At 73.4% G+C, this 12,558-nt stretch carries 15 protein-coding genes; 4 read left to right on the top strand and 11 right to left on the bottom strand.

The window, feature by feature from the left end; all coding sequences use genetic code 11:
- Window positions 1-19: 19 nt before the first annotated feature.
- From BUE30_RS09110 to mobA, 3 genes are read right to left on the bottom strand one after another with little or no spacing between them, the layout of a single operon-like run.
- Window positions 20-598 carry a GNAT family N-acetyltransferase gene (locus BUE30_RS09110; RefSeq protein ID WP_073328993.1) on the bottom strand — a complete coding sequence of 193 codons (579 nt, stop codon included), beginning with the start codon at window positions 596-598 and terminating at the stop codon, window positions 20-22.
- A complete protein-coding gene (locus BUE30_RS09105) occupies window positions 595-1,536 on the bottom strand; it encodes a hypothetical protein (RefSeq protein ID WP_073328988.1) in 942 nt (313 codons plus the stop codon). The genes BUE30_RS09110 and BUE30_RS09105 overlap by 4 nt, the downstream gene beginning before the upstream one ends.
- Entirely contained in the window at window positions 1,533-2,105 is a 573-nt protein-coding gene (gene mobA, locus BUE30_RS09100; protein WP_073330229.1) for a molybdenum cofactor guanylyltransferase MobA, read from the bottom strand. Before mobA ends, BUE30_RS09105 begins: the two co-directional genes overlap by 4 nt.
- 111 nt (window positions 2,106-2,216) lie before the next feature.
- Here mobA and BUE30_RS09095 point away from each other — a divergent pair, with 111 nt between their 5' ends.
- Window positions 2,217-2,936: an AzlC family ABC transporter permease gene (locus BUE30_RS09095; RefSeq protein ID WP_073328983.1), complete on the top strand. Its 720-nt coding sequence runs from the start codon at window positions 2,217-2,219 to the stop codon at window positions 2,934-2,936.
- Complete coding sequence (locus BUE30_RS09090; RefSeq protein WP_073328978.1) at window positions 2,933-3,274, top strand: AzlD domain-containing protein; 342 nt, start codon at window positions 2,933-2,935, stop codon at window positions 3,272-3,274. Before BUE30_RS09095 ends, BUE30_RS09090 begins: the two co-directional genes overlap by 4 nt.
- A 13-nt stretch (window positions 3,275-3,287) precedes the next feature.
- On the opposite strand, the gene BUE30_RS09085 is transcribed toward BUE30_RS09090, so the two are convergent.
- From BUE30_RS09085 to BUE30_RS09065, 5 genes are all read right to left on the bottom strand, one after another.
- Window positions 3,288-3,905 (bottom strand): hypothetical protein, encoded by a 618-nt coding sequence (locus BUE30_RS09085; protein WP_244526317.1) that lies wholly within the window; start codon window positions 3,903-3,905, stop codon window positions 3,288-3,290.
- A gap of 13 nt (window positions 3,906-3,918) precedes the next feature.
- The gene (locus BUE30_RS09080) at window positions 3,919-4,059 is read right to left on the bottom strand and encodes an aa3-type cytochrome c oxidase subunit IV (protein ID WP_073328973.1); all 141 of its coding nucleotides are present in this window, start codon (window positions 4,057-4,059) and stop codon (window positions 3,919-3,921) included.
- Window positions 4,060-4,113: 54 nt separating this feature from the next.
- Window positions 4,114-4,644, bottom strand: a complete 531-nt coding sequence (locus BUE30_RS09075) for a DUF6173 family protein (protein WP_073328968.1) — start codon at window positions 4,642-4,644, stop codon at window positions 4,114-4,116.
- A gap of 337 nt (window positions 4,645-4,981) precedes the next feature.
- The gene (locus tag BUE30_RS09070; RefSeq protein WP_083601292.1) at window positions 4,982-6,079 is read right to left on the bottom strand and encodes an MBL fold metallo-hydrolase; all 1,098 of its coding nucleotides are present in this window, start codon (window positions 6,077-6,079) and stop codon (window positions 4,982-4,984) included.
- Window positions 6,080-6,107: 28 nt separating this feature from the next.
- Window positions 6,108-7,811, bottom strand: a complete 1,704-nt coding sequence (locus tag BUE30_RS09065; RefSeq protein WP_073328963.1) for an acyl-CoA dehydrogenase — start codon at window positions 7,809-7,811, stop codon at window positions 6,108-6,110.
- A gap of 134 nt (window positions 7,812-7,945) precedes the next feature.
- Here BUE30_RS09065 and BUE30_RS09060 point away from each other — a divergent pair, with 134 nt between their 5' ends.
- A complete protein-coding gene (locus tag BUE30_RS09060) occupies window positions 7,946-8,908 on the top strand; it encodes an L-threonylcarbamoyladenylate synthase (RefSeq protein WP_073328959.1) in 963 nt (320 codons plus the stop codon).
- Window positions 8,909-8,971: 63 nt separating this feature from the next.
- On the opposite strand, the gene trpB is transcribed toward BUE30_RS09060, so the two are convergent.
- The 3 genes from trpB to BUE30_RS09045 all read right to left on the bottom strand — a co-directional run bounded on the left by trpB (window position 8,972) and on the right by BUE30_RS09045 (window position 12,056).
- Entirely contained in the window at window positions 8,972-10,198 is a 1,227-nt protein-coding gene (trpB, locus tag BUE30_RS09055) for a tryptophan synthase subunit beta (RefSeq protein WP_073328954.1), read from the bottom strand.
- Window positions 10,199-10,360: 162 nt separating this feature from the next.
- On the bottom strand, window positions 10,361-11,317 hold the full coding sequence (locus BUE30_RS09050) for a DUF7282 domain-containing protein (RefSeq protein WP_139300521.1): 957 nt from the start codon (window positions 11,315-11,317) through the stop codon (window positions 10,361-10,363).
- Between the two features lie 58 nt (window positions 11,318-11,375).
- The gene (locus BUE30_RS09045; protein WP_073328945.1) at window positions 11,376-12,056 is read right to left on the bottom strand and encodes a phosphoribosylanthranilate isomerase; all 681 of its coding nucleotides are present in this window, start codon (window positions 12,054-12,056) and stop codon (window positions 11,376-11,378) included.
- 199 nt (window positions 12,057-12,255) lie between these two features.
- Between BUE30_RS09045 and BUE30_RS09040 the strand changes: the two genes are divergently transcribed.
- Complete coding sequence (locus BUE30_RS09040; RefSeq protein ID WP_073328941.1) at window positions 12,256-12,546, top strand: ArsR/SmtB family transcription factor; 291 nt, start codon at window positions 12,256-12,258, stop codon at window positions 12,544-12,546.
- Window positions 12,547-12,558 lie beyond the last annotated feature (12 nt).

Below are 12,558 nucleotides of genomic sequence, written 5' to 3'. Positions count from 1 at the left end.
GGGCGGGCCGGGCGCGGCCTCAGGCCAGCCGCCGCACCATGGTGACCGTCGGCGGCAGGCCCAGCAGCGGACCGGCCAGCCCGGGGCGGCGCGTGCCGGCCGCGACGAATCCCTCGCGCTCGTAGAGGGCGCGGGCCCGCAGGTTGCCCTCGGCCACGTCGAGCCGGATCTCGCGGTGGCCCCGGCCGGCCGCCAGCCCCGCCAGCGCGGCGAGGAGCCGCGTGCCGACCCCCTGCCCGCGGGCTCCCGCCGCGACGGCGAGCCCGTCGACGAGGAACCGCGCGTTGTCGACGTCGCGCGGGATCGCGACGAGGGCGAGCGCGCGCAGCGGCGCGGCGACGCCGTAGGCGGCGAGGAAATCGCCGGGCCGGCCCGCGACCAGACCGCCCGCCCCGTCGCGGATCCCCGCCACGCCCAGCACCTGCCCCCCCGCACCCCGCGCGACGAGCGCGTGGGCCGGGTCCAGCGCGCGGACGAGGAATGCCTCGGCGCGCCGCCGCGGGCCGAGCGCGCGGCCGAGCTTGTCGCCGAACGCGTCCCAGTAGATCGCGGCGAGGGCCGGCCGGTCCGACGCGGCGAAGCCCGCCTCGATCCTCATCTCGCGCCGCCCCCGGCCCCGGTACCCGCACCGGTTTCCGATCCGGGGCCCGGATCGACGCCCAGGATCCACCCTTCCTCCCGCGCGACGCGCTCCGCGTCGCCGTCCAGCCCGGCCGGAGGCCCGAACAGCGCGGCGAGCGCGGCCGGCGGCAGGTCCGCCAGGTGATCGACGACCGCGCGGACCTGCCGGGCATCGGGAATGGCGTAGCTCTCTTCCGGGAGGGCCTCGACGAGCCAGGCGGGGTCGTGGCGCCGCAGCAGGCCGGGATAGATCTCGTTGAGGGTGATCGGCGCCCCGGGCACGCGCCAGCCGCTCTCCATCGGCCAGACGGACAGGTCGGGCCCGTAGCGCCGCCGCAACGCCGCCAGACGCGGCAGACCCAGCAGCGTCTGCGAGCCGACCGCGCCGGTCGTGTAGAGCTTCCACACCGATTGCGCGCCGGGCGCCCGCCCCTCGGTCAGGCGATGCGGCGGCAGGCCGCGGCCGTGACCCGGGGGGCGCAGGCGCGGCAGGCCGGGACAGGACCGCCCCGGCGGATGCCCCCAGAACGGACCCTCGCCCGGGAAGAATGCGTTCAGCTCGGCGGCGACCTCGAACCTGTCGTTCGCGTTGTCCGGCCCGTCCTGCACCCGCGCGGCCAGCCAGTCCCAGACGGCCAGCGCCTCGGCCCGGCCGGTCAGCGCGCGGGCGAAACCCGGCGGGAAGCCGAAGGCGAAGTCGAAGCCGACCAGCACCTTTTCCCCCGCCGCCAGCGAGCGGCCCAGGATGTCGTGGATCGCCTCCATCGCCGCGTCCCTGGTCCGCAGATAGACCGGGTGATCCGCCCCGCCGGGGCCGCGCTCGCACAGGAAGATCGCGTCGGGGGACGGCCGACGCGGCGAGGGACCGGCGCGGGCCGACCAGTCGATCGCGACGATCCGGTCGAAGGGGCTCATCCCCCCTCCAGCGCGGCGAGATCGCCGGGCGTGTTGACGTTGGCGAAGGACGCGGGGTCCGGGAACGGTGCCTCGACCGCGCCCGCCTCAGCACTCCAGTCCCGCATCCGGGCCATGTCCCCGCCCAGGGCCGCGCGCAGGGCCCCGGCCAGCCGGGCGGGCCAGAGCCCGATGACCGGATGCGCCCGCCCGCCGGCGGCGGCAACGGCGGGGCGCGTCCCTTCGTCCCCCGCGAGGATCAGGCGGGGCACGAGGTCGGGGGGCAGGAAGGGCGTGTCGCAGGGCACGGTCAGCACCCAGCGATCGCCCCGCTCCGCCGCCCAGTCCATCGCGGCGAGAAGGCCCGCCAGCGGCCCCGGTCGCCCCGGCAGGGGGTCGGGCAGGACCGGCAGCCCGAACCGGGCGAGCGCGCCGGGATCGCCGTTCACCGCCAGCGCCGCGACCTGCGGGGCGATCCGGTCCGCGACATGCGCCAGCAGCGGCCGGCCCCGCAGCAGCGCCCCGGCCTTGTCGCCGCCCAGCCGCCGGGCCGCGCCGCCGGCAAGGATCACGCCGGGGGGCTGTCTCATGCGCACCGTCCCGGCATCGTCCACCTCCGCGATCCCATCCGGCCCCCGCGATTGCACATCCCCCCCGCCGCGCCTAGACCGGCGCGGCATCCCGACCCTAGGCCCATTCCGATGTCCCGGCAAAGATCCCCCTACACGCTCGGCTTCCTCGACGGCCTGCCGTTCCTGTTGGTGATCGCGCCGGTCGGCCTGCTCTTCGGCGTCGTGGCGACCGAGGCCGGGCTCGACATCCTGCAGGCGCTCGCCTTCTCGATCGTGGTGATCGCGGGGGCGGCGCAGTTCACCGCCGTCGCGCTGATGCAGGACCAGGTGCCGGTCCTGATCGTCATCGCGACCGCGCTGGCGGTGAACCTGCGGATGGCGATGTATTCCGCGGCACTCACGCCGTTCCTCGGGACCGCGCCGCTCTGGCAGCGGGCGCTGGTCGCCTATCTCAACGTCGACCAGACCTACGCGCTCGCCTCGGCCCGCTACGAGGATTTCCCCGGCTGGACCGTCCGGCAGCGCGTGGCCTATTTCCTCGGCGCGGCGACGCCGGTCTGCCCGATGTGGTACGTCTTCACCGTGATCGGCGCGCTGATCGGGGCGGGCCTGCCCGACTGGCTGGCGCTCGATTTCGCGGTGCCGATCTGCTTCCTCGCCATCATCGCGCCGGCGCTGAAGACGCTGGCCCATGTCGCCGCGGCGGTCACCTCGGTCGTGCTGGCGCTCGCCCTGGCCGTCCTGCCGTTCCGGCTGGGGCTTCTGGTCGCGGCGCTGGCCGCCATGGCCGTCGGCGCCGCGGTCGAGACCTGGACCGCGCGCCGCGCCGGACGGAGGGCGGCGGCATGAGCGCGCCCATCGACGCCGCGACAATCTGGATCGTCATCGCCGCGCTCGGCGCCGGAAGCTGGCTGATCCGCTTCTCGTTCCTGGGACTGATCGGCGACCGCGAGATGCCGCCCCTCGCGATGCGGCTGCTGCGCTACACGCCGGTCGCCGTCCTGCCGGGGCTCGTCGCGCCCTATGTCGTCTGGCCCGACGCCACGGGGGGCGAGCCCGATGCCGCGCGGATGCTGGCGGCGCTTGTCACGCTGGGCGTGGGCCTCTGGCGGCGCTCGATGCTGCCGGCGGTCGGCGCGGGGGCGGTCACCCTCTACGCCGTGCTGGCGCTGCAGGCCTGGCTCTAGTCCGCAGCGGCCCTCAGCCCCGGATCTCCTGGTCGAAGGTCTCGAGCGCGACGGCCTTGTCGGGATCGTCGTCCTCGCGGATCTCGGTCTCGCGCACGCCCGGCAGCCGCGCCACCTGGTCCGAGAGCGATCCGGGGAAGAAGGTCGACCGGATGCGCGGCACGCCCGCGTCGCGCAGGATCCGGCTGACCGCGGTCGTGCAGCGCGCCTGGCTGACCGGACCGGCCGATTGCGCCAGGACGAAGGCACGCTCCGCCACCTCGGCGCTGACCGGGATGTCCTGCCGCAGGACGTAGTAGGTCGCCCGCGCGTGGTAGCTTTCGTAGAAGGCCGCGATGCGGGGCGTGATCCCGTAATGCAGCTCGTTCCGCTCGGGGATCGAGGGATGGCCGAACGTGCCGGCCGGGTCGAAGATCACCCGCTGGCTGGCCGAGATCATCAGCCCGGTATGGTTGCCGGCGCCCGAGGACGTGCTCTTCATCGTGTAGAGCGTCAGCAGCGGACCGCCCGGATCCGTATAGGCGGCACCCCGCAGGGCGCTGTCGGGCGCCCAGGTCTCGGGCGCGGTGGCGCAGGCGGCGAGCGCGGACAGGCCGCCCAGCAGGGCGGCGCGGCGGGTCAGATGGGTCAAACCGGGACCGGCCTCAGGCGTTGACGAGGGCGAGAAGGATCAGCAGCACGACGATGACGATCGAGGCGCGGGTGATCATCTTCACGAAGCCGTGGAAGACGCGTTGCTGCGCGGTGATGTCCATCGTGCCGGGTTCGTGGTGCTGCTCTGCCATGGTCCTGCGTCTCGCTTGGGTCGGTGCGTCCCATAGCAGCGCGCGCGCGGCCTGTCACGACCCGGCGGCGCCCCCGTCCTGCGGCGCGGCGCCGCCCCCTGCCCCGCCGCCGGCCTCGTCCGCGGTCCCGTCCTCCTCGCCCGGCTCGATCTCGCGCGAGAGGCGGAAGCCGATCCGGCGCGGCGCTTCGGCGCTCTGCGGTTTGGGCAGGGCGCGCAGCATCACCGAGAGTTGCGTGACATGCTGGATCAGCTGGGTGCGCCCCCCGGCGGGATCGGTGCCGTAGAAGGTCACCACGTCCGGGTCGAAATAGCCCATCCCCTCGATCCGCAGCACGCCCGCATCGCCGCCGACGAACCCCATCGCCACCTCGTGCTCGGAATCGAGCCTCTCCTCGAACTTGCGGATGTAGAGGATCAGGCGCTCGTAGGCCCAGCGCGCGGGACTCTTGGGGGCCTTGCCCCGCATCGCGGGCGGCAGGTCGGCCTCGCAGGTGGCGGGCCTGGCAGGATCGGCATGGACCTCGCGGAGCGCGGGCAGAGCCGCGTTCTCCTCGGCCTCGGCGGTGGTCTGGATGTCGCTCATGGGGGCGAGGTATGGGCGCGGGCGCGCGCGGCAAGGGGGCGCGTCGCCCCGGCCGGGTCTCGGGCCCCGGCGGCTGGCCGAGGTATCCGGGTCCCTGCGAAGGAGGGGGCCGGGCGCGCCGGACCCCGGGGCGGCTCCGGAAGGGCCGGCTGCCGGAGACGGACGGCGCCCCGGGTCAGGCGGCGGTTGGAGGGGCGGTGGGTCGCGCTTCGGGCCATCCCTGCCGGCCGCGGCATCTCGGTCCCTGCGACGGGGGGCCGGGTGCGCCGCGCCTGGGGGACGAGGGGGGTCGACCGCGCGCCGGCGACCGGCGCGCGCGCCCTCCCCCGTTGCCGGCTCAGGCGGCGGCGTTCGCCTGCCAGCGCCAGGCCCCGTCCTCCGCCAGCCAGCGCCGGGCGCGGCCGGTCGCGACGAGGTGGTTCAGGTGGGCGACCGTCTCGGCGAAGGCGAGGCCGTAGACGCCGCGCCCGATCTCGCGCCGGAACAGCGGGGGGAAGCACTCCCCGCCGCGGCGCGGCTCGGCGAGATGCGCCTCGAGCCGGGCGAGCGCGCCGTGATGGTTCGCCTCCAGCTGGTCGAGCCGCGTCGGCAGGCCGCGATAGGGCAGCTTGTGCCCCGGCAGGACGAGCTGGTTCTCGCGCGCATGGGGCGCGAGTCGCCGGCAGGACGCGATCCACTCGCCGAGGGGATCGGCCTCCGGCTCGGTCGGATGGACGCCGATATTGGGGCTGATCCCGGGCAGCAGCTGGTCGCCCGCGATCACCAGCGGCTCCTCCCGCGCCCAGAGGGTGGCGTGCTCGGGGGCGTGGCCGTCGCCCATGCGGATGTCCCAGCTCCGCCCCGCGAGGCGCAGAATCCCGCCCTCGACCAGCCGCGTGTGGCCGGGCGGCAGCAGGTCCACGCAATCGGCGAAGTTGAAGGGCCGCTCGTCCAGCCGCCGCGCGTATTCCGCGGGATCCATCCCGTTCAGCCGCCAGAAGGCCCGCGCCTCGGCGCTGGGGCGGTCCTGCACGTCGAGCGTCAGCATCCGCGCCATCAGCCAGGCGGTGCGCGGCATCAGGATCGTGGCGCCGTCCCGGGCCAGCCAGGCGGTGAGGCCGACATGGTCGGGATGGGCATGGGTGACGAGCACGCGCGCGACCGGCCGCCCGGCCAGCGGGCCCGCCAGCAACTCGCCCCAGAGCGCGCGCCCCGTCTGCCAGGACAGGCCGGCATCGACGATGGTCCAGCCGTCCTCGTCCGCCAGCGCGTAGACGTTGACGTGGTCGAGCGCCATCGGCAGCGGCAGCCGCATCCACAGGATGCCCTCGGCCACCTCGGTGGCCCGGCCCGGCTCCGGCGGCGCATCCCAGGGGAACCGCAAACCGTCGCGCTGGAACGGGGCGTTCACCGCCGCCGCGCCCCTGCGCGCGGCCCCGTCCCCCGCAGCGGCCATGCGCGCGGCCCCGACCTCCGCCCGGAACTCACGCCGCGAAATCCTCCGCCCGCAGCGCCATCACCGTCTCGCCGCCGGCGGCGACCTGTGCCAGCAGGGCGGCGTGCTGCGGCAGGAGCCGCGCGATGTAGAAGGCGGCGAGACGGGCGCGCCCCTCGTCCCCCGACCGCGCGGCGGCCAGATGGGCATGCCCCCCCAGCACCCGGGCAAAGGCCGTGAGATAGGCGACCGCGCCCGCCATGCGGGCCTGCGGCTCCATCTCCACCAGCGCCTCGGTCGCCTCGCGCAGCGACTCGGCGGCGTTCCAGACCGGCGCGGCGAGATCGGCGAGCCCGGCCGCCTTCGCCGCCTCGGCCCCGGCCTCGATCTCGTCCAGCAGCCGGAACGCGGCCTCGCCCCCGTCCATCAGCTTGCGCCCGACGAGGTCCATCGCCTGGATGCCGTTCGTGCCCTCGTAGATCGCCGTCACCCGCACGTCGCGCAGGAACTGGGCGGCCCCCGTCTCCTCGATGAAGCCCATGCCGCCATGGACCTGCACGCCGAGCCCCGCGACCGCGATCCCGGTCTCGGTGCCGAAGGCCTTGGTGATCGGGGTCAGGAAGGCGGCGCGCGCCTTCCACTTCGCCTCCCCCGTTGCGGTCGCCATGTCGATTGCGACGGAATTCATGTAGCCGATCGAACGCGCGGCGAAGGTGTCGGCGCGCATCTCGGCCAGCATCCGGCGCACGTCGGCATGCTCGATGATCGTCCCGGTCCCCCCGGCGCGGCCCTGACGCCGTTCCTGCGCATAGGCCAGCGCGGCCTGGGTCGCCGCCTCGGCCACGCCGATCCCCTGCACGCCGACGCCGACGCGGGCATTGTTCATCATGGTGAACATCGCCGCCATCCCGGCATGCGCCTCGCCCACCAGCCAGCCGGTCGCGCCCTCGTAGGCCATCACGGCAGTCGGCGAGCCGTGCAGGCCCAGCTTGTGCTCGAGGCTGACGACCCGCAGCGCGTTCCGCTCGCCCGGATTGCCGTCCGCGTCCGGCAGGAACTTGGGCACCATGAAGAGGCTGATCCCCTTCGTCCCCTCCGGCCCGTCCGGCAGACGGGCGAGGACGAGGTGGCAGATGTTCCCGGAGAAGTCGTTGTCGCCCCAGGTGATGTAGATCTTCTGCCCGGTGATCGCGTAGGTTCCGTCGCCCTTCGGCTCGGCCTTCGTCTTCAGCGCGCCCACGTCCGAGCCGGCCTGCGGCTCGGTCAGGTTCATCGTGCCGGACCATTCGCCCGCGATCAGCTTCGGCAGGTAGGTGGCCTTGATCTCGTCCGAGGCATGGGCCTCCAGCGCCTCGATCTGGCCCTGGGTCATCAGCGGGTTCAGCGCCAGCGAGAGGCAGGCCCCCGAGAACATGTCGTTCACCGCCGTGGCGATGGTCTGCGGCAGGGCCATGCCGCCGAATTCCCCGGGCGCCGCGACGCCCAGCCAGCCGCCCGCGCCGATCGCGGCGGAGGCGTCGCCGAACCCCTTCGGCGTGCGCACGATCCCGTCCTCCAGCCGGGCGGGGTCGGTGTCGCCCACGCGCTGCAGCGGGGCGATCACCTCGTCCGCCAGCCGGGCCGCCTCGGACAGGATCGCCTCCACCGTCTCGGGCGTCGCCTCGGCGAAGCGCCCGGTCCCCGCGACGGCGTCGAACCCCGCGACATGCTTCAGCACGAAGCGGATCTCGGCGGTGGGAGAGCGGTAGGGCATGGATCACCTCTCGTGCGGGACGGGCGGGCTTTGCGTTCGGGCGCGCCGCCGGATACGGCGTTGCGACCGAGTCTAGAAGCGCGGCGCCCGGGGGGTCACGTCGAACGCCGCGTCATGAATCACGGAGCCGCGCCATGCCCGATGCAGATCGCGAGACCGTCCTGCTCGCGGCGGACGCGGCCGGCCTCGCCCGAGCCGCCGCCCTGATCCGGGACGGGGGGCGCGTCGCCTTCCCGACCGAGACGGTCTACGGCCTCGGCGCCGATGCCGGGAACGGCGACGCCGTGGCGGGGATCTACGCGGCGAAGGGCCGGCCCAGCTTCAACCCGCTGATCGTGCATGTCGCGGACCTCGCCGCGGCGCGGAGGCTCTGCGAGGTGCCCCGCGCGGCCGAGGAGGTCGCGGCCGCCTTCTGGCCCGGGCCGCTGACCCTCGTCCTGCCGCTGCGCGGCGGGGCGCCGGTCTCGCGGCTGGTGACGGCGGGGCTGGACACGCTGGCGATCCGCGTGCCGGCGCATCCGCTGGCGCAGGCGCTGCTGCGCGCGGCGGGGGTGCCAGTGGCCGCGCCCTCGGCCAACCCCTCGGGCCGGATCAGCCCGACCCGGGCGGCGCATGTGATGGACGGCCTCGGCGGGCGGATCGACGCGGTGCTGGATGGCGGGCCCTGCGGCGTGGGCGTCGAATCGACGATCCTGTCGCTCGCCGGGGACCGCCCCCGCCTCCTGCGCGAGGGCGGCCTGCCGGCCGAGGCGCTCGAGGCGATGCTGGGCCCGCTGGACCGGACGCCGGATGCCGGCTCGGCCCCCAGCGCGCCGGGGCAGCTCGTGTCGCATTACGCGCCGCGCGGCCGCGTCCGGCTGGGCGTCACCGCGCCGGAGCCGGGCGAGACGCTGCTCGGCTTCGGCTCCGCCGCGGGCGCCGCCATCAACCTTTCGGAAGCGGGCGACCTGCACGAGGCGGCCGCGCGACTCTTCGACGCGCTGCATGCGCTGGACGCGATGGGGGCAGAGCGGATCGCGGTCTCGCCGATTCCCGAGACCGGGCTCGGCCGGGCGATCAACGACCGGCTGCGGCGCGCGGCGGCGCCGCGGGACTGACCGCACGGACGGGACGCCGGGGAATGGGATGCCGGGGTGCGGGAGCCGCCCCCGGCGCGCCCCTCACCGGTCCATGTCGAAGCCGAGATGGTCGGCCACGGCGAAGATGTCCTTGTCGCCCCGGCCGCACATGTTCATGCAGATGATGTGATCCTTCGGCAGGTCCGGCGCGATCTTCATCACGTGGGCGAGCGCGTGGCTTGGCTCCAGCGCCGGAATGATCCCTTCCGTCGCGCAGCACAGCTGGAACGCCTCCAGCGCCTCCTTGTCGGTGATCGCGACGTATTCCGCCCGGCCGACATCGTGCAGCCAGGCATGTTCCGGCCCGATCCCGGGATAGTCGAGGCCCGCCGAGATGCTGAATCCCTCCAGGATCTGCCCGTCCTCGTCCTGCAGCAGGTAGGTCCGGTTGCCGTGCAGCACGCCGGGCCGCCCGCCGGTGAGCGAGGCGCAATGCTCCATCTTCGCCGTCACGCCCTTGCCGCCGGCCTCGACGCCGATGATCCGCACGTCCTTGTCGTCGAGGAACGGGTAGAAGAGGCCCATCGCGTTCGAGCCGCCCCCGATGGCGGCGATGATCGTGTCCGGCAGACGGCCCTCGGCCTCCTGCATCTGCGCCTTCGCCTCGGTGCCGATGATCGACTGGAAGTCGCGGACCATCGCCGGGTAGGGGTGCGGGCCGGCGACGGTGCCGATGCAGTAGAACGTGTCGCGCACGTTGGTCACCCAGTCGCGCAGCGCATCGTTCATCGCGTCCTTCAGCGTGCCGCGGCCCGAGGTCACCGGGATCACCTCGGCGCCCAGCAGCTTCATGCGGAAGACGTTGGGCTTCTGCCGCTCGACATCGTGCGCACCCATGTAGACGACGCATTTCAGGCCGAACTTGGCGCAGACCGTCGCGGTGGCGACGCCGTGCTGGCCGGCGCCGGTCTCGGCGATGATGCGCTCCTTGCCCATCCGCCGCGCCAGCAGGATCTGCCCCAGCACGTTGTTGATCTTGTGCGCGCCGGTATGGTTCAGCTCGTCGCGCTTCATGTAGACCTTCGCGCCGCCCAGATGCTCGGTCAGGCGCTCGGCGAAGTAGAGCGGCGAGGGGCGGCCGACATAATGCTTCCACAGGTGGTCCATCTCGGCCCAGAAGCTGTCGTCGGTCTTGGCCTTCTCGTATTCGGCCTGCAGGTCGAGGATCAGCGGCATCAGCGTCTCGGACACGAACCGGCCGCCGTAATCGCCGAACCGCCCCTTCTCGTCGGGGCCGTTCATGAAGGAATTGAACAGGTCGTCGGGCATCGGGCGCTCCTCCCATCTGGGCGGCACAGGATTAGGGCAGTGCGCCGCTCTTGGCCAGATGCCCACCGGCAGGAAGCGGCGGCCCGCCCAACGAAAAGGGCCGCATCCCGGAGGATGCGGCCCGATCCCTGCCCGGCCCCGCAGGGGGCCGCGAGGCTCCGATCACATGGCGCCGCCGGCAAAGGTCGCGGTGACCGGCGCGCCGTTCGAGGTGACCGGCACGTCGACCTCGGTCATGCCCTCGCCGAAATCGTAGGTCGAGTTGCCGTTATCCTCGACGTGGAGCATGGCGACGTAGTTCTCGCCGGCGACGAACGGGTAGTCGATCGTCACCTCCACGTCGGTATTCTGGCCGGCCATGACGGGCGTGTGCCCGATCGAGGCCGGAACGACGGGCTCGCCGTCCAGCACCGCGTGGATCACGAGATAGCCGTCCTGTTCGGCCACGACGGACGGCACCGTGAGGGTGGAGCCGCTGATCGTGCCGCCGGCCACGGTGATGCCCGGCGCCATCGTCGCCATGGCCGAACCCGCATCCTCCGTCATCGCGTCGTCGGTCATCGCCTCGGCGTCGGTGTCGAAGTTCTCTTCGATCACGCCATCGAGGCCCGGCTCGTCGCCCGCTTCGTCGGCGACATCGCTATCGTCCGGCAGTGCGGGATCCATGTTCACGTCCATGTCTCCGGTCATCTCGACCCCGGCGGTGAAGAGCCGCGTGACGGGCGCGCCGCCCGCCGTCACCGGGACGTCGACATCGGTCATGTCCTCGCCGAAATCGTAGGTCGAGTTGCCGTTGTCCTCGACATGGAGCATGGCGACGTAATCCTCTCCCTCGACGAGGCCGCCGGGTACGTCGACCACGACGTTTGTGTTCTGCCCGGCCATCAGCGGGGCATGGGCGATGGATTGCGGCACGACCGGATTGCCGTCGGCATCGGTCTCGTGGATCACGATGTATCCGTCCTGCGCGACGTTGATCGCGGGGAAGGTGACCGTGGTGCCGGACGGCGTCATGCCCTCCATCATCATCGTGTTGTCGGTCGCATCGTCCTGCGCCATCGCGCCCCCGGCCATGAGGGCGGTGAGGGCGGTGGCGGTCATCATGTGACGCATACGCATGAGAGTTTCCTCCGTTTCTGCGGTTCGCCGCATCAACGAGGGTGACCGGGGGAATGGTTCAGTCCGGGTCGATCACGTCGGCGGGAGGACGCCGATCGCGGACCTCGCCCGCAGCGGTCACGAAGGCCCGGATCAGCGCGTCATCCTTGGTGCCCGGCGCGCTTTCGACGCCCGAGGACACGTCGACCTGCCGGGCGCCGGTCAGCCGGATCGCCTCGGCCACGTTCTCCGGATTCAGGCCCCCCGCCAGCATCCACGGCACCGGCCAGCGCCGGCCCGCGATCAGCCGCCAGTCGAAGGCCACGCCGTTCCCGCCGGGCAGGACGGCGCCTTTCGGCGCCTTGGCATCGACGAGGATCATGTCGGCGACCCCGGCATGCGCATCGATCGCGGCCAGATCCCCGGGTCCCGCGACGCCGATCACCTTCATCACCGGCAGGCCGTAGCGGGCGCGCACCTCGCGCACGCGGGCCGGGCTCTCGCGGCCGTGCAGTTGCAGGATGTCGAGCGGCACCGTCTCGACGATCCCGTCAAGAACGGCATCCTCCGCATCGACGACGAGCCCGACCTTGGCGATGCCGGGCGGCGCCTCGAGCGCGAGATCGCGGGCGAGCGGCGGCGCGGCGTAGCGGGGCGAGCGGGGAAAGAAGTTGAATCCCAGATAGGCGGCGCCGGCCTCGGCCGCCGCTTGGACAGCGCCTTCCGTCGTCACGCCGCAGATCTTGACCCGAGCCGCCATTCACCCCGCCTAGACCGGCGCGGGACCGGGTTCAAGCGCCCGCGGCGGACCGGATCCTGGCCCCCCGCGAGGCCCGATGCGAGCGGGGGCCCGGTCCGGCGGACGCCGATCCCCGGCGCCCCGCGCGCGCGTGGGCCGGAACTATGCCGCCACGTGGATAGTTTGGGAGGCAGAGATCCGAACCCCGGGATTCCGGACCATGACCCCCTCGACCGACACGCTGTTCCGCCTTCTCTCGGACCCGATTCGCCGGTCGATGATCGAGCGGCTGCGCGACGAGGGGGAAGTCGCGGTCCACAATCTCGCAGACCGGGTGCCGATCTCGCAGCCTGCGGTCTCGCGCCACCTCGCGCGGCTGCGCGCCGCCGGGCTGGTCAATGCCCGCAGCGCCGGCCGCGAGACGTTCTACAGCCTGACCGAGGATGGCCTCGCCCCGCTGAAAGAATGGGCCTCGACCTATTGCGAGGGCGGCGCGCGGCTGAAGATCTAGCCGCGCCCCGCG

The organism is Wenxinia saemankumensis (genome assembly GCF_900141735.1).
GTDB lineage: Bacteria > Pseudomonadota > Alphaproteobacteria > Rhodobacterales > Rhodobacteraceae > Wenxinia > Wenxinia saemankumensis.
Note: the sequence above shows the minus strand (reverse complement) of the source record. Positions and strands in the feature narration are given on the sequence as shown.